General features: G+C 63.4%; 17 protein-coding genes. 5 read left to right on the forward strand and 12 right to left on the reverse strand.

What is annotated here, in order from left to right; all coding sequences use genetic code 11:
* Positions 1–56 precede the first annotated feature (56 nt).
* The 4 genes from ABN482_RS13260 (at position 57) to ABN482_RS13275 (ending at position 3396) form a co-directional block, all read left to right on the forward strand.
* A complete protein-coding gene (locus tag ABN482_RS13260) occupies positions 57–1223 on the forward strand; it encodes an ABC transporter substrate-binding protein (protein WP_349504441.1) in 1167 nt (388 codons plus the stop codon).
* Positions 1224–1249: 26 nt separating this feature from the next.
* Positions 1250–2086, forward strand: coding sequence for an ABC transporter permease (locus tag ABN482_RS13265; protein WP_109062741.1), 837 nt, complete (start codon positions 1250–1252; stop codon positions 2084–2086).
* 69 nt (positions 2087–2155) lie between these two features.
* Positions 2156–2938 (forward strand): ABC transporter ATP-binding protein, encoded by a 783-nt coding sequence (locus tag ABN482_RS13270; RefSeq protein ID WP_109062742.1) that lies wholly within the window; start codon positions 2156–2158, stop codon positions 2936–2938.
* Entirely contained in the window at positions 2935–3396 is a 462-nt protein-coding gene (locus ABN482_RS13275; protein ID WP_349504442.1) for a tetratricopeptide repeat protein, read from the forward strand. Before ABN482_RS13270 ends, ABN482_RS13275 begins: the two co-directional genes overlap by 4 nt.
* 27 nt (positions 3397–3423) lie before the next feature.
* Here the strand turns inward: ABN482_RS13275 and ABN482_RS13280 are convergent, their stop codons facing one another.
* Genes ABN482_RS13280 through ABN482_RS13300 form a run of 5 tightly spaced genes read right to left on the reverse strand, consistent with a single transcriptional unit; the run spans position 3424 to position 7655 of the window.
* Positions 3424–4044, reverse strand: a complete 621-nt coding sequence (locus ABN482_RS13280) for a dimethylsulfonioproprionate lyase family protein (RefSeq protein ID WP_349504443.1) — start codon at positions 4042–4044, stop codon at positions 3424–3426.
* Between the two features lie 5 nt (positions 4045–4049).
* Positions 4050–5027, reverse strand: coding sequence for a class I SAM-dependent methyltransferase (locus tag ABN482_RS13285; RefSeq protein ID WP_349504444.1), 978 nt, complete (start codon positions 5025–5027; stop codon positions 4050–4052).
* A gap of 12 nt (positions 5028–5039) precedes the next feature.
* Positions 5040–5702 carry a methionine ABC transporter permease gene (locus ABN482_RS13290; protein WP_143859144.1) on the reverse strand — a complete coding sequence of 221 codons (663 nt, stop codon included), beginning with the start codon at positions 5700–5702 and terminating at the stop codon, positions 5040–5042.
* On the reverse strand, positions 5683–6828 hold the full coding sequence (locus ABN482_RS13295; protein WP_502877299.1) for a methionine ABC transporter ATP-binding protein: 1146 nt from the start codon (positions 6826–6828) through the stop codon (positions 5683–5685). Before ABN482_RS13295 ends, ABN482_RS13290 begins: the two co-directional genes overlap by 20 nt.
* Positions 6829–6848: 20 nt before the next feature.
* Entirely contained in the window at positions 6849–7655 is an 807-nt protein-coding gene (locus tag ABN482_RS13300) for a MetQ/NlpA family lipoprotein (protein ID WP_143859143.1), read from the reverse strand.
* Between the two features lie 271 nt (positions 7656–7926).
* Here ABN482_RS13300 and ABN482_RS13305 point away from each other — a divergent pair, with 271 nt between their 5' ends.
* Positions 7927–9363, forward strand: a complete 1437-nt coding sequence (locus tag ABN482_RS13305; RefSeq protein ID WP_349504446.1) for an FAD-binding oxidoreductase — start codon at positions 7927–7929, stop codon at positions 9361–9363.
* Here ABN482_RS13305 and ABN482_RS13310 read toward each other — a convergent pair whose 3' ends face one another.
* From ABN482_RS13310 to ABN482_RS13340, 7 genes are all read right to left on the reverse strand, one after another.
* On the reverse strand, positions 9364–10593 hold the full coding sequence (locus ABN482_RS13310; protein WP_349504447.1) for an aminotransferase class I/II-fold pyridoxal phosphate-dependent enzyme: 1230 nt from the start codon (positions 10591–10593) through the stop codon (positions 9364–9366).
* Entirely contained in the window at positions 10590–11693 is a 1104-nt protein-coding gene (locus ABN482_RS13315) for an Ldh family oxidoreductase (RefSeq protein ID WP_349504448.1), read from the reverse strand. The genes ABN482_RS13310 and ABN482_RS13315 overlap by 4 nt, the downstream gene beginning before the upstream one ends.
* 79 nt (positions 11694–11772) lie before the next feature.
* On the reverse strand, positions 11773–12375 hold the full coding sequence (locus ABN482_RS13320; RefSeq protein WP_349504449.1) for a Crp/Fnr family transcriptional regulator: 603 nt from the start codon (positions 12373–12375) through the stop codon (positions 11773–11775).
* Positions 12376–12458: 83 nt separating this feature from the next.
* A complete protein-coding gene (locus ABN482_RS13325) occupies positions 12459–13550 on the reverse strand; it encodes a porin (RefSeq protein ID WP_349504450.1) in 1092 nt (363 codons plus the stop codon).
* Positions 13551–13654: 104 nt separating this feature from the next.
* The gene (locus ABN482_RS13330; protein ID WP_349504451.1) at positions 13655–14281 is read right to left on the reverse strand and encodes a cytochrome b; all 627 of its coding nucleotides are present in this window, start codon (positions 14279–14281) and stop codon (positions 13655–13657) included.
* Between the two features lie 89 nt (positions 14282–14370).
* Positions 14371–15537, reverse strand: coding sequence for an L-threonine dehydrogenase (gene yiaY, locus ABN482_RS13335; protein WP_349504452.1), 1167 nt, complete (start codon positions 15535–15537; stop codon positions 14371–14373).
* A gap of 100 nt (positions 15538–15637) precedes the next feature.
* On the reverse strand, positions 15638–15773 hold a 136-nt coding region (locus tag ABN482_RS13340; RefSeq protein ID WP_349504453.1), incomplete at its 5' end, for an aldehyde dehydrogenase family protein.

Genomic DNA, 15773 nt, shown 5'->3' on the forward strand with positions numbered 1-15773 from the left:
GCTAGCCTGCTGGCTGAATTCGATATTCGATCATATTCACCAGCGGAGAATCACCCATGTCGTCCGGTTTCCAGCGTTCCGAACCGAATACTGCGCATGCGCGCCGTTTTCTCAAACTTTATATTTCCACCCTGGTTGCCCTGGGCGTGGCCGGCGGCAGCGTGCTGCTGCGCACACCGGAGGCACATGCCGCCACGGATGCATCGGCCGCCGCCTCGACCGGACAAGCTCAGGCCCAGGCACTGCCCGAGATCAATCTGCAGCTTTCTCCCTGGTCGGTGATTGCACGCGAAAAAGGCTTCTTCGAGGAAGAGTTCGGTCGCATCGGTACCCAGAAGGTCAACCTGATCGCCTCGGGCGCTGCCGAACTGCTGGGGGCCGAAGCGGCTGCCGTGGGCGGAGGGGCCATCGCCATTGCGCAGCGCATGATCTATCCTGCGACCGTGCATCGCGCCAACGGTCTGGATGGCGTGATCATCTGGGCGTCGGAACCTTCCAACCGCTATCGCGCGCCGATCCTGGCGCGGGCCGACAATGACAGCATCAACTCGGTCGCCGACCTGGATGGCAAGAATTTTGGCAGCAGCCGTATCAGTTGCTATTGGTCGTCACCTTTCGAGATTCTGACCAAGGCGGGCCTGCCGCTCGATTCGCGCAATGAGCGTGGTCGGGTGCGTTATCAATCGATCGACAACAGCGCGGTGGCCATTTCGGCTGTCCTGTCCGGGGCGACCGACGCCACCACCGCCCACCTGGCGGCAGGTGCCTTCACCGGTGCCTGGCTGTCGGGCAAGCTCAAGGTCGTGGCCCAGTCGCCCGATGACGGGGTCTATGTCAACAATGGCGGTCGGGTCACCTATTTCGCCCGCCGCGACTTCGTGGATCGTTATCCCGACGTGGTCAAGGCATTCCTGGCGGCACGCGAGCGCACTCGCGAATGGGCGCTCGACAATGTCGACGAGGCTGCCGAGATCGTGGCGCGCGAAACGCGTGTGCCGGTCAATATCGCCAAGTTCCAGATCACGCATCCGGGTCAGTGGGAGTTCATGGCCGGCGAGCCCAATGCCGAGCGTGCGCGCCAGGCCATCAAGAATTTCCAGGAATGGTATGTCGCCAATGGCGATGACATCCTTTCCGAGCGCCGCCTGAGCGACGACCAGGTGGATGCCTTCATCGATGGCCGTTTCTTCGTGGGCGGTGACTACTCGATCTACCGCCAGTAAGCGCGGATACGCAACAGGGAGCGGACATGAGCACAGCCGTCCAGACCATCGACCAGGCCCGCCTCGGCCTGCCCAGCACACGTTCCGGGCCGGCGCGATCACGGTGGCGCAGGCAGAACCTGATCGGCCTGATCCTGCCCGCTGCCATCCTGCTGCTATGGCAGATGGCGTCATCTCAAGGCTGGATCGACAAGGTGTTCCTGCCCGAGCCGAAAGTGGTGGTGGCGTCTTTCTGGGACATGCTGCTGCGCCAGAACCTGGCCCTGGATTTCCTGGCCAGCCTGAGTATCGTCGGCCAGGCGTTCCTGTACGGCACCATCACGGCCGTCGTGCTGGGTGTGGCCGCCGGCCTGTCGCAGAACGTCGAGCGTTTCCTGGGGCCGACGTTCGACACTATCCGCCACGTGCCGGGTATCGCCTGGTTTCCGTTGATCGTGCTCTGGCTGGGGCTGGGCGCACCGGCCAAGATCCTGGTGATCGGCAAATCGGTGTTTTTCCCGGTATTCCTCAATACGCTGCAGGGCATCCGCAATGTGGACAAGAGCCACATCGAGCTGGCCCGGGTGCTGACGCTCACGCGCTGGCAACTGGTGCGGCAGATCATCCTGCCGGCCGCCATGCCCAACATCATGGTGTCGCTGCGCTATGCGGCCGGGCTGGCCTGGGCACTGGTGGTGGTGGCCGAGGGCCTGAGCGGGCTGGAAGGGCTGGGGTTCCTGATCTTCCGTGCCCAGGGCCTGTTGCTGACCGACCAGTTGCTGGTCTGCATGGTGATCATCGGTCTGGTGGGATTTGCCATCGATCGCGGCATGTACCTGTTGCAACGGCGCGTGTTGCGCTGGAAGCAGGGCTACGACGGTTGATGAGGGCGGGCGGCGATCGGCCCCGGTCGCCCCGACAAGAGACTATTCAGGACTGAGGGAGCAGTAATCATGAGTCAGAGCGGGCGGCTGGAAATCCGCAATGTTTCCAAGAAATACGAGGTCGAGGGCCGCGCCAGCGTGCAGGTACTTGATCGGGCCAGCCTGACGGTAGAGGCCGGCGAGTTCGTCTCCATCGTCGGCCCGAGCGGGTGTGGCAAGTCCACGCTGCTGAGACTGATCGTTGGGCTGGATGACGAGTACGAGGGCGATATCCTGCTGCACGGCGACCGGATTGCCGGTACCAGTCTGGCGCGTGGCATCGTGTTCCAGGATCACCGCCTGCTGCCGTGGCTGACCCTCGAGCGCAATGTGGCGCTGAGCGTGCAGAACTCCACGCTCAACCCGGCGCAGCAGGCCCAGACCGTGCACGATCATATTTCGCTGGTGGGGCTGGGGGGATTCGAGCAGGCCTATCCGCACCAGTTGTCGGGGGGCATGGCGCAGCGTGCAGCCATTGCGCGCGGTCTGGCCAGCCGCCCGGAGATCCTGTTGCTGGACGAGCCGCTGGGCGCGCTCGATGCGCTGACCCGCATTCGCCTGCAGCAGGAGTTGCTGCGCATCTGGCGTGTCGAGGGCGTGACCATGATCCTGGTCACGCATGATGTCGACGAGGCCATTTACCTGAGCAATCGGGTCGTGGTCATGAATGCCAATCCGGGCCGCATCGTCAGGCAGATCGAGATCGACCTGCCGGCCCCGCGAGATCGGGCCAGTCATGCCTTCGTGTCGATCAAGCGCGATATCCTGGCAGCGATGGGCGAATACGCCGGCCTCGAGCAGGAGGCGGCATGAGCCGGTTCCGGCTGAGCGCCCTGGGCGTGGCGCTGGTGCTGACCACCGGCAGCGCCTGGGCAGCCGATACGGCACCGGTGTCGGATCTGCCCGACATTTCCCCCATTCGTGCCCAGATCTATGCGGGTGATTATGCTGCTGCCATCGAGGCGCTGTTGCCACTGGCACAGGAGAACAGCCACCCCGATCTGTTCAATCTGCTGGGTTTCAGCTATCGCAAGCTGGGGCGCTACGACGAAGCCGGCAAGTGGTATCGCGAAGCCCTGTATTTCGATGGCACACACCGACCGGCACTCGAGTACCAGGGCGAACTGTTCATTGCCACGGGCGATATCGAGGCCGCACGCAAGAACCTGCATTACCTGCAAATGTTGTGTGGTCAGCAGGGTTGCGCGGAAGTGGATCAACTGACGCAGGCGCTGGCAGATGCGGGGCATGCCCCTCAGGCCGCGCCTTAAGCGCGCATGACGGATAGATGTCGGTCGCTATGCCGGATAGACGGACGGTGAGTCGAGATCCCCGCTCCAGGTGTAGGCTGCCAGCAATGGTGTGTCGCCGGTTTCCATGGCATGAACGGCGCCACCCGGATGCAGTATGAAATTGCCTGGGCCGACTGTCATTTCCTCATGCCCGATGCGCCAGTGTGCGTGACCGTCCAGGACAAGGTAGGTTTCCACGGCCGGATGGGCATGTTCCGGGTAGCGTGTGTGGGGACCAATGGCGGTGAGGCCGAGGCAGATGCGGTGACTGCGCCAGGGGGCAAGGGGGCCGATCAGCTCAGCCCAGGCCAGGCGCTGATTGAGGTCGGGACAGTCTGCCCGGGCTGCGTAGCCGTACCGCCAGGGCAGGGTTGCGAACACGGGTTGCAACAGGTTCAGTATGGCGTGCAGTGCCCTCGGGTGCCGGTGGACGGTATTCTCCAGCACCGCGACGATAGGGTGCTGGCTGGTTGCCAGCCTGGCACGCGCGGCATCGTAGTCCGGACAGGCGGCAAGTATGCCGGAGAGTTCCATGCCCAGGGCGTCGGCTGTCTGGGCGCGTTGGCGATAGTGTGTCAGCAGGGCTTCAATGGCGGGATACACCAGGCTGAAAGTCGGCGCAGACATGGTGGTCAGAGCGGCCTGGAGCGCAAGGCGACGTAGGTATGTCCGATGGCCGCTCCCTGTTGCAGGGCGGCCAGTGCCTGAAACGGGTCGAGGCGATGCGGCACAAGTTGCGCTTCGATCGCTTCGGCCTGCTCGCCGGCGATTGCCGGTCCGGCCTGGCCGAAAGCGTTGTCCAGCGCCTCGGGGGCATAGAAGTGAAAGGGGCCATATCCGGCCTGTTGTTGTGCAGCATGGCCCCTGATGACATCTTCGGCTTCATCCTGCAGTTTCCAGCCGTAGGTATGGATCTCTGCATGATGACCAGCCTGCTGTGCCATGTGCCGATAGACTGCCAGCGGAATGCGGGCACCCAGCATCGACAGCACGGAGCCATTCTCAGTCAGATGGGCATGTGCCTGGCGCAACGCCAGAAAGTGCAATGACAGCAACTGGCGCTGGATATCATCAGGCACGCTTTCGCTGCGAGGCTGGAAATGGGCCCCGCTGGTGCGCGCCTGGGCGATCAGGCTGGCATCGTCCAGCGGCACGTTGGGCAGGTTCTCGTAGATCAGGTCATAACGAGTGGCCGGGTATCTGGCCAGTGGCGCAAGCAGGTCACCGTATCCTGTATCCAGCCTGACCGGATGTGCCGCGTTCAGGTTGGAGAGAATGTTGAGCCTGGCCGCGTGGACCACGTCGGCATGGATGTCGGTCAGACCGAGATGCGTGGCTCCCAGGATTTCGGTGGCTGCCAATACATCCAGGCCTGTGCCGGTGCCGATGGCACAGAAAGCATGCACTGTTTCCTGGCGTTGACGGATCAGCTTGAAGGCCGGGACGGCCACACTGGCAACCCAGTCGCGGCGCAGGTCGTCCAGCTCGGGTTCATAGGCGCGTGGGGCCAGCGTAATGGACAGCCGCTCACGGATGTGGACGGGGGCATCCTGCAAATCCAGATAGCGGCGCGTCTCGATGTCGAGAACGGAATAGGGGGTGTCTGACATGGCGGTATTGCCTCAGCGCGGCAAGCGATGATTCACCCGCCGCGACAGCCATTCCCCAATGAACTGCACGCAGGTGACCAGGGCGATCAGGATGATGATGATGTCGATCAGTACACGGGTTTCGTAGCGCTCGTAGCCATAGCGGATCGCCAGGTCGCCCAGGCCGCCGGCACCGACCGCGCCGGCCATGGCCGAGGCGTTGATCATGGCGATCAGGCAGACGGTCATGCCGCCGATGATGCCTGGCAGCGCTTCGGGCAGCAGCACGTGCCGCACGATGTGCCAGCGTTTCAGGCCCATGGCGCGGGCGGCTTCGATCAGGCCGTGATCGACTTCGTTCAGACTGACCTGGGCAATCCGGGTGTAGAACGCAATCAGGCTGATGCTCAACGGCACGATGGCAGCCCAGACGCCCAGCGTGGTGCCCACGATGAAACGGGTGAAGGGCAGCAGCGCCACCAGCAGGATGATGAAGGGCATGGCCCGGAACACGTTGACCACCACCGACAGCCCCTTGTTGAAGCGGGGAGCCGAGTACAGGGTGCCGGGTGCCGTGACGGCCAGGGTGACGGCCAGGCACAGGCCGACCACGATGGCAATGGTGGCCGAGATGCTCACCATCAGGACGGTTTCGACAAAAGCCTTCAAATAACGGTCAAGCATGCTCGTGGACATAGCCCAGTATCTTCAGCGTATCGGGTGGAAAGGGTGCGTGGTGCAGCGCGGCCAGGTGAGAGACGGGGATGGACAGCAGCACATCGCCCTGGGCATGGCCCTGTATCCGTTCCAGCGAGCTGTGCAGCAGGCGTGTATCCGGGGCAATCGCCAGCAGGTTCTGCAGCGAGATGCCGTCGGGATGCGCACTGCCTGAAAAGTGAACCGACAGCACGGCACGGCCCTGGGCCGGTGGCGTGGGCTGCAGGATGCGCGCCAGGTCGTCCGGCAGTTCGCGGCGCAGCGGGCGCAGCAGGGCGCGGGTGGCATCGGCCTGCGGATTGCCAAACACCCGCCAGACTTCGCCCTGCTCGACGATTTCGCCGCCGTCTAGTACCAGCACTTCGTCGCAGATATCGCGGATCACCGACATGTCGTGCGTGATCAGCACGATGGTCAGGCCCAGGCTCTGGTTGATGTCGCGCAGCAGCGCCAGGATGGACTGCGTGGTTTCCGGGTCGAGCGCCGAGGTGGCCTCGTCGCACAGCAGGATTTCGGGATCGTGCACCAGGGCGCGGGCGATCCCCACGCGCTGCTTCTGGCCACCCGACAACATGGCTGGATAGGCATCGGCCTTGCCGGACAGCCCGACCAGTTCCAGCAGGGCATCCACCCGTTGTCGGATGTCGTGGGTCGGACGGCGGGTGACGCGCAGCGGCAGTGCCACGTTGTCGCGCACCGTCTTGGCCGACATCAGGTTGAAGTGCTGGAAAATCATGCCGATCTTGCGGCGCAACGTGACCAGGCCGTTCTCGTCGAGCTGGCCGACATCGATGCCATCGACCGTGACGTGGCCGGTGGAGGGTTGCTCCAGCATGTTGATGGCACGCAGCAGGGTGGACTTGCCGGCACCGCTGCGGCCGATGATGCCGAAGATCCGGCCGCGCTCGATCCCGAAAGAGATATCGCGCAGTGCATGGGTCTGTCCGGCCCGGCCTGAATAGGTCTTGCCGACACCGGAGAATACGATGTGCGGCGCGGTGTCGGCGAGCTGCGCATCGGTCTGCAGGTCGGCCCGTGATGGTGCTGCGGGTTCCCTGGAGGCCCTATCGGTTGCTGCAGCCTGGCGCAGCCAGGCGAGGTTCATCTCCATGACTGACATGCGACTCAGAATGCAGGTTCGATCACGCCCTTCAGCTCGCGCTCGATATAGGCGCGTACCTCATCGGACTGGAACGACTTGACCAGCAGCGGGACCCAGGGTTGATCCTTGTCCTGTTCGCGGACCACGATGATGTTGACGTTGGGATTATTTTCCACTTTTTCCTGGGCAATACCATCGCGGGCGGCATTGAGGCCGACCTGCGAGCCGAAGCTGGAGATCACGGCAGCGGCGTCCACATCCTGGTAGGAGCGGGCCAGCACGACGGACTTCACTTCCAGGAACTGCAGGTTGCGCGGATTTTCCTTGATGTCGGCAAAGGTGGCGGTCTCGTTGTACGGATCGAAACCATCGCGCAGCTTGATCAGCCCTTCGTTCTGCAGGATGATCAGCGCGCGGCTGCCGTTGCTGGGGTCATCCGGCAAGCCGATCTTGGCATTCTGAGGCAGGTCCTGCAGCGACTTGTACTGCTTGGAATAAAACGCCAGCGGCGACAGGTAGGTATCGCCCACGACCGCGAGGTTGTAGCCGCGCTGTTTGATCTGGTCGCGGAAGAACGGAATGTGCTGGAAGGCATTGGCATTGATTTCGCCGTTGTTCAGCGCTTCGTTGGGGCTGAGGGTGCCAGCGAAAACGATCGGCTCGATGGCCAGACCGTGGGTCTTGCCGACCTCGGTCACGACTTCCCAGATCTGTTCGCCGATGCCGCCGCGAATGCCCACCTTGAGCGGGATCGGATCGGCGGCGTGGGCGATGCCGGACAGGGCACTCATCAACAGGCCTGCCAGCAGGCTGCTCAGGTATTTCTTCATGCTTATTCCTTGGGGTCATGCGTGTTGTCGCTGTACAGCTGCGGACAGGGCAGCAGGCAGGGCCTGTGCTGTACCGCTTCTGCGCAGTCAGGAACGGATCATTATGTGTGCATGACGGGATACGACCAACGATTTGCCAGCTATGTCCTTATATGGAATGGCGCGATTTCGCAGGCCTCAATATATGCAAATGAAAATCAGGCATGACGCTTCAGGTACGCTGTGAGCCGATGCGTGGCAACGTCACGCCAGGACAAGGAGGGCATGCGACATGACCCAGAATGCAGAGAAAGAACTGCTCGAGGCGCTGCGCCAGATCGTCGGCCGGCCCCATGCCGTTTCCGGGCGCGAGGCACCTGAATCATTGATCGATCAATTGCAGCGCTATGAGGGCGAGGCCCGTGCCGTGGTGCGCCCCGGCTCGACCGAAGAGGTGGCCCGCGTGGTGGCGTTGCTGGCCGGACAGGGCATCCCCATCGTGCCGCAGGGCGGCAATACCGGACTGGTGGGGGCCGCGACACCGGACGGCAGCGGTCGCGCTGTCGTGTTGTCCTCGGCCAGGCTGAACAGGATCCGCGATATCGATCTGGATAATGACACCATCACCGTCGAGGCCGGTGTGCGGCTGGGCCAGTTGCGCGAGGCGGCGCACGAGGCAGGGCGCTGGTTCCCGCTCAGCCTGCCATCGCAGGGTAGCTGTACCGTGGGTGGCAACCTCGGCACCAATGCGGGCGGCACGCAGGTCATCCGCTTCGGCAATATGCGCGCCCTGACCTTGGGGCTGGAAGTGGTGACGGCTCAGGGCGAGATCTGGCATGGTTTGCGTGGCCTGCGCAAGGACAACACCGGCTACGATCTGCGCGATCTGTTCATCGGCAGCGAAGGCACGCTGGGCATCATCACGGCGGCGACCCTCAAGCTGTTTCCCTTGCCCAGGGCCGAGCGGACGGCATTTCTGCGGGTGGCGGGCCTGGATACGGTGCTGGCGTTGCTGCGTCATGCCCGCGCCGGTTTCGGCGCGGCACTGACCAGCTTCGAAATCATCGCCCGCAGCAGCTACGATCTGGTTTCTGCGCAGGCACCCGAATATCGCCTGCCCTTCCTGCCGGACGACACCGTGGATAGCTGGTACGTCCTGATCGAGATTTCCGATGAAAACGACGAGGCCCATGCCGATCTGTCCATCGAGCGGGTATTGGGCGAAGCGCTGGAAAACGGTCTGGCGCAGGATGTACTGGTGGCCGACAGCCTGGCCCAGCGCGAGGCATTCTGGGCCTTGCGCGAGCACGGGCTGGGCGTGGCCCAGCGGCGTGACGGCAAGAACGTCAAGCATGATATTTCCCTGCCCATTTCCCGCATTCCCACCTTCGTCCGCGAAAGCGCGGCGATGCTGCAGCGGGTGTTTCCCGGGGTGCGCATTTTTGCACACGGGCATGCCGGCGACGGCAACCTGCACTACAACGTAGCGGCACCGACGCCGGGCGATGACGCCTTCATCGAGACCTACGGCACGGCCATTCGGGCGCAGGTCCATGACCTGGTGATTGCGCACCATGGCTCGATCTCCGCCGAACATGGCATTGGCCAGTCCAAGCTGACCGAACTGCTGCGCTGCAAGTCACCGGTCGAGATCGGCTTGATGCGCCAGATCAAGCAGGCGCTCGATCCTGGCAACCTGCTCAATCCGGGCAAGGTGCTGGCCTTCTGATCAGTCCCGTAGCGTCAGTGCTGCGCCCGCCTGTGCAATGCGGCGGGCAGCCTCTTCAAGTGCTTCCAGGCTGGCCGCGAATGACAGGCGGAAGTACGGTGACAGGCCGTAGGGTGCGCCATGCACGACCGCCACACCGTACTCCAGCAGCCATTGGCTGACGTCCTGGTCATTTGTCAGTTCCCGGCCATCCGGCGTATGGGCGCCCAGCCAGCCGGCGCAGCCCACCCAGGCAAAGAAAGCGCCCTGAGGGGGAAAGGGCTGCAGGCCGGGTACGGCCTGCAATGCCGTGGTGATGAAGCGGGCCCGTTCGGCGTAGGCCTGGCGTGCCTGCAACACGAAATCTGCGGCCACGCCATCGAGCGCAGCCTGTGCTGCTGCCTGCGAGAATGCGTTCGGGCCTGACGAGACCTGTGACTGGACGGCGATCAGCGCCTTGACCAGGGGAGCCGGGCCTGCGCCCCAGCCGATGCGCCAGCCTGTCATAGCAAAGGTCTTGGAGACGCCATTGACCAGCAGGGTGCGTTCCTTCAGGTCGGGGGCCGCCTGCAGCCAGTGGGTGGGGCGCGAGGGCGTGAACCAGATCTGTTCGTACATCTCGTCCCACAGGACCAGCACATGCGGATGGCGGCGCAGGACTTGCGCCAGGGCCTGTAGCTCGTCCTGCGGGTAGACCGTGCCGGTCGGGTTGGTGGGCGAATTCAGCAGCAGCCACTTGGTACGCGGCCCGATGGCCTGTTCAAGCTGCGCGGGCGTGATGCGGAAACCGTCTTCCGCCCGTGTCGGGATGGCGACGGGCGTACCGCCACAGATCTGCACGCTGTCCGGAAAGGTAGGCCACCAGGGGGCTGGCAGGATGACTTCGTCGCCTTCGTCGAGCGTGGCCTTGAAGGCCTGGTAGATGATCTGCTTGCCACCGTTGCTGACGATCAGTTCGTCGGGGGCATAGGTCAGGCCGGCATCGCGGGCGTAGGCCCGGGCGATGGCCTGGCGCAGGGCCAGCGTGCCGGGGGTCGCGGTGTAGCGGGTCTCGCCGCGAGCCAGGGCTTCGATGGCGGCCTGCTGGATCGGCAGGGGCGTATCGAAATCCGGCTCGCCGGCGGTCAGCACGACGATGCTGCGGCCCTGGGCCTGCAGGCGAGCGGCCTGTTGGCTGGCCACGGCGATGGGAGACAGTTCGGCTGTCCGTACATGGCGGGACAGCAGTGTCGTGATGTCAGGAGAGGTCATGGCGTGTCCAGCAGGAAAGGAATGTTGGCGCGGGCGGTGACGGCAGCCAGTTGCACCAGCAGGGCGGCGGGCAGGGGGATGCCGTGTGCCAGCCGTTCGGCGCGGGCCTGGGCTTCGGGATCGCCCGGCACCAGCACGGGTTGGGCCGGGTCGAGTGCCGGTGTGGCGTGAAGGTGGTCGATGATGCCGGCTACGCTGTGCTCGAATGCCGGCTGGCCACCCAGGAAGCCCGGATCGATCACGATGATGCTGTGGCCGATGTCCGCTGGCGCATCCGGGGTGCGCAGGGTGCCTGCCGTGGCCGAGAACGCGGCACCGTTGAGCGTCGCACCCAGAATCTGCGCCAGCAGCGCCAGGCCGTAGCCCTTGTGGCTGGACAGGTCGGGACGGCTGCCCAGCGGGGTCAGGCCGCCTTCCGGCAGTTCGTACACCTGGCGACGCGCCTGCTCGGCATCGGTAATGGTCTGGCCGTTGCCGTCCACGGCCCAGCCGGTCGGGATCTGCTGGCCGCGCAGGGCGCGTACCTTGACCTTGTTGGCGGCGCTGGTAGTGGTGGCGATATCGAGCACGACGGCTTCGTGATCTGCGCCGGCCGGGGCGGCAAAAGCAATGGGATTGGTGCCCAGCACCGGCATGCTGGCATGGGTTGGCACCAGCATCAGGGCCTGCGACGAGCTGGTGACCAGTGCGACCAGGCCTTCCCGGGCCGCCTGTCGGGCATAAAGCCCGGCTGCGCCAAAGTGATGCGAATTGCGCACGCCGGCCAGTGCGATGCCGTGCTGGCGGGCCTGACCGATGGCATGGGCGGTGGCGGCATGGGCGACGGGATGGCCCAGGCTGGCGGCACCGTCCCAGAGCGAAGTCGCGCCGGCTTCCTGGATCAGTCGTGGCGTGCCAGCCAGCCTGATTTTGCCGTTGCGCACCATGGTGTCGTATTGCGGCAGCATGGAGACGCCGTGCGACTCGATGCCGAGCAGGTCCGTTTCCACGATCAGGTGCGCGGTCAGGCGGGCCTGTGCCTGGGGCATGCCCCAGGCTTCGAGGATCTGTTCGGTCTGGGTTTCAAGCAGGGATGCGGGAAAGCGGCGTTCGGCGGGCATGATGCGAGGAGGGCAGGAAAACGGATCATGATCTGCCTGCCGCCCGTCGAATGCAAAGACGGTTTCGATATATTTTTATTCAGGCGCACAGGGCTTCGTCATCATAGGCTGCGATCCGGCTCAGGTGTTGTCGCCCGCGTCGTACTGCAATGCCTCGCTTGTGCAGCGTGCTGATGGCCCGCGAGACGGTTTCTTTGGTCAGTCCGGTGATGTCGGCCATGTCACGCAGCTTGGGGATCTCGATGGGCGTGTTGCCGAGCATGGCCAGCAGCCGGTGGACGCGTGCCTGGGCCGGACCGATGCGCAGGTTCAATACCGCCACCATCCGTGATTCGGTGCGTATCAGCGTGTCCAGGATGACCTTTTCCTGCTGGATTTCTTCCAGGGGAAAGGGTTCCAGCCGGCATTGCGTGAGCGCCGTGGCCTGGAAGGTATAGCGTGACCCCTGGAGGGTTTCCAGGCCGATGATGTCGCCGCGAGTCGCGATGCCGGCCAGAGTGGGTTGCCCTTCTGCGTCGAGTCGATCAAGGCGGATCGCACCCTGCAGGATCCGCCTTGCGGAACCCGTGGTGCCGGCCCGGTAGAGGATGTTGCCCCGCCTGACCCGGATTTCCCGGGCATCGCCACCGTGTGAGGATGGCGTCAGGTTGAATATCTGGGCATAGATGGAATGCGTAGCCATGAGATGTGTCCTGTATCTGTCTCAGGTACCCCTCCTCCAATGCACGACGGTCTGGAGGGGGGCGACTGCATGTGTGTGCCTGCTCAGAATTTATGCAGAATGCCGGCACCGATCAGGCGGCTGTAGCTGCGATGCCGGAAGTTGTAGAGATCGCCGTCGATGAGGCTGCCGTAGGTATACAGGTTGGTCCGTTTGGAGAGCGGGTAGGTGTAGCCGAGGTTGTAGACATTCACGTTTTTCCGGTCCGGAAACGCTTCCCTGCTGGCATCGACGTATTGGTAGGATGCCAGTACGCTGCCGCCGCCCACCTTGAACTTGGTACCGATGGCATAGGCATCGACATGGCCGTCGAAATAGCCGGCGCTGCCCAGGTAGTTGGAGCCGGTCGGGGCACCTTCTGCCGATTTGACCCAGCCGTCGCTCTGGCGGGTCCAGCCGGCATACAGCTGGAACGAACCGAAGTTGTAGTTGCCCCCCAGTTGCAGGGCCGACGGGTTGCGGCCACGGGCGTTCGGGTCGTCTGCGGGCGTCCACAGGCGGTCATAGGTGGCCACCAGCGTGACGGCACCGCTGGCGTACTTGGCGGCCAGGTTCATGGCTCGGCTGTTGTCGCTGGCATCCTGTTGCTCGCCCTTGGTGTTGAACGAATAGCCGAGGCCGAGCTGCAAGCCCGAAAAAATGGGTGACAGATATTTGACCTGGTTGTCGTAGCGCGGGTTGTCCGAGGCACGGAAACCGCTGCGGCCCAATGCAGCCTGGGTAAAACCACCACCAAAAGGACTGATGGCCGAGCTGGCGAATTCGGTACTGACGGTCATGGCCCGACCAAACCGGACATCGCCGAAGTCACCGGAAACGCCCAGCCATGCAGCGCGTCCGAAGAGACGACTGAACGACTGTTCGCCGTTGGTCATGTTGAAGCCGCTTTCGAGTTCGAAATTGACCCGGTAGCCATTGCCCAGGTCCTCCATGCCACGCAGGCCCCAGCGCGAACCGCCTTGTCCACCACTCTTGAGGCCGTTCTTTTGCTTGGTGACGCCATCCTCCTTGATGCGTTCGTGGAAAATGCCGGTATCAACCAGGCCATACAGGGTCACGCTGCTTTGCTGGGCATGTGCGCCGGTCGACAGCGCAAGCAGTGCGGGCAGAAGGAGGGCGATGTGATTCTTGGTCATGATGTTTCCATGCTGTGTAGAAAATTCGAGGCAAGCCTTCCCCCTGCGGCATGTAGGTACATGCCGCCTCTTTCAGGCAGGGGGAGGTCAGGGTCGCAGTGGCGTCAGTGCTGCGACGAGCCTTCGGCGGCAGGGGTGGGCTTGCCCAGCATCCGGCTCAGGACCGCATCGCGGTTGACATAGTGGTGGAAGAAGGCGGCGGCGATATGCAGGACCACGATCAGCGGAACCAGCGTCTTGCCCAGGAAATGATGGATGACATCGACCGGAGGTTCGAAGGTCTGCCAGGTGAATCCGAAGACCGAGCACAGCCAGGTAAAGAACGCCGTATCCCGGAAATTGGGCACCGTGAACAGGTAGAAATCCGTATCCCTGCCCGTGCCGATATAGCCCGTGATCGGCATGATGATCATCAGGGCATACAGCGCCCAGTGCGCGGCATGGACCATCCAGTGTTCAAGGCGCAGGTGCGTGATGTGGATGCCGGGCGGCTGGGGATTGCGGATGCGCCAGATCAGGCGCGGGAGAACCAGTACACCGACGAAAATGCCCAGCACCCAGTGCAGGTTGATCAGCGGCATGAACATGGGGTCCTTCTTGCCGCCATAAGGCAGGATGAACCAGATGATGTAGTAGGCGAGCAGGCAGCACACGATGAAGGCGGTCGCCATGCTCCAGTGGAACAGGCGTGTCATTGCGCCGAATTGGTTGGAGGTGTTTTTCCATTCCATGATGAAAGTCCTAGAGTCTCGATGTGAGGAGGCTGAGGGCCTGGGCCCTGCCGCAACACGGTGGGGTGCGGCAGGGCATGAACGTGTACTCAGGCGATCACAGGCTTCATGGCTGCGCGGAAGATCTGCTCGACTTCTGCCTGGGTCTGGGCTTGACGAGGGTTGGTCAGGGCGCAGGCATCCTTGAGTGCGTTCTGGGCCAGCGTGGGGATATCCGCTTCCTTGACGCCCAGGTCGGTCAGGCTGGGCGGGATGCCGACATCGGCGGCCAGGCGGCGGATGGCTGCGATGCAGACACGGGCACCGGCTTCATCTCCCAGCCCGAGCACGTCTTCGTCCATGTGCTGGGCGATATCGCGCAGGCGTCCGGCTGCGGTGGTCAGGTTGTACTCCTCGACGTGCGGCAGCAGCACGGCATTGCAGACACCGTGAGGCAGGTTGTAGAAGCCGCCCAGTTGGTGCGCCATGGCATGAACGTAGCCCAGCGAGGCGTTGTTGAAGGCCATCCCTGCCAGGAACTGGGCGTAAGCCATGTTTTCCCGTGCCACGAGGTCATTGCCGTTATTGACGGCGGCGCGCAGGTTGCGTGCGATCAGCGTGACGGCCTTGACTGCGCAGGCATCGGTAATCGGCGTGGCTGCGGTCGAGACATAGGCCTCGATGGCATGCGTGAGGGCATCCATGCCGGTGGCGGCGGTCAGCCCCTTGGGCATGCCGACCATCATGCCGGGGTCATTGACCGACAGCAGCGGCGTGACATTGCGGTCCACGATAGCCATCTTGATATGACGTGCCTCGTCGGTAATGATGCAAAAGCGCGTCATTTCGCTGGCTGTGCCGGCGGTCGTGTTGATGGATACCAGCGGCAGTTGCGGCTTGGCCGAGCGGTCGATCCCTTCGTAGTCGGAAATGTGGCCGCCGTTGGCTGCCACCAGGGCGATGCCTTTGGCACAGTCGTGGGGTGAACCACCGCCCAGCGAGATCACGAAGTCGCAGGCGTTGTCACGCAGCAACCGGAGACCGTCTTCCACATTGGTCACGGTCGGGTTGGGTTGTGCGCCGTCGAACACCGTGGCCGAAATGCCCTGGTCGGCCAGCAGACTCTTGACCTGTTCGGCAACGCCGATCTTGTTCAGTACGGCATCGGTCACGATCAGTGCATGCTTGAAACCATGCGAGCGAATGCTCAGTACGGCTTCCTGGAGGCTGCCTGCGCCCATGATGTTGACGGCGGGAATGAAGAAAGTCGAGCTCATGTTGTTCCGTTCCTGTGTAAGTGTCGGATTGGGTGGCAGGCCGTGTGGTTGACTGTCTGTCGGACCGGCCTGCCGGATTGGGTTTTGAATAATTGGGTGTTCAGAAAAAGCCCAGGGCGTTGGGGCTGTAGCTGACCAACAGGCACTTGGTCTGCTGGTAGTTCGACAGGGCCACCTTGTGGGTCTCGCGGCCAATGCCGGAATGCTTGTAGCCACCGAAGGCCGCATGCGCCGGA

It is taken from the genome of Corticimicrobacter sp. (genome assembly GCF_040137905.1).
Taxonomy (GTDB): domain Bacteria; phylum Pseudomonadota; class Gammaproteobacteria; order Burkholderiales; family Burkholderiaceae_B; genus Corticimicrobacter.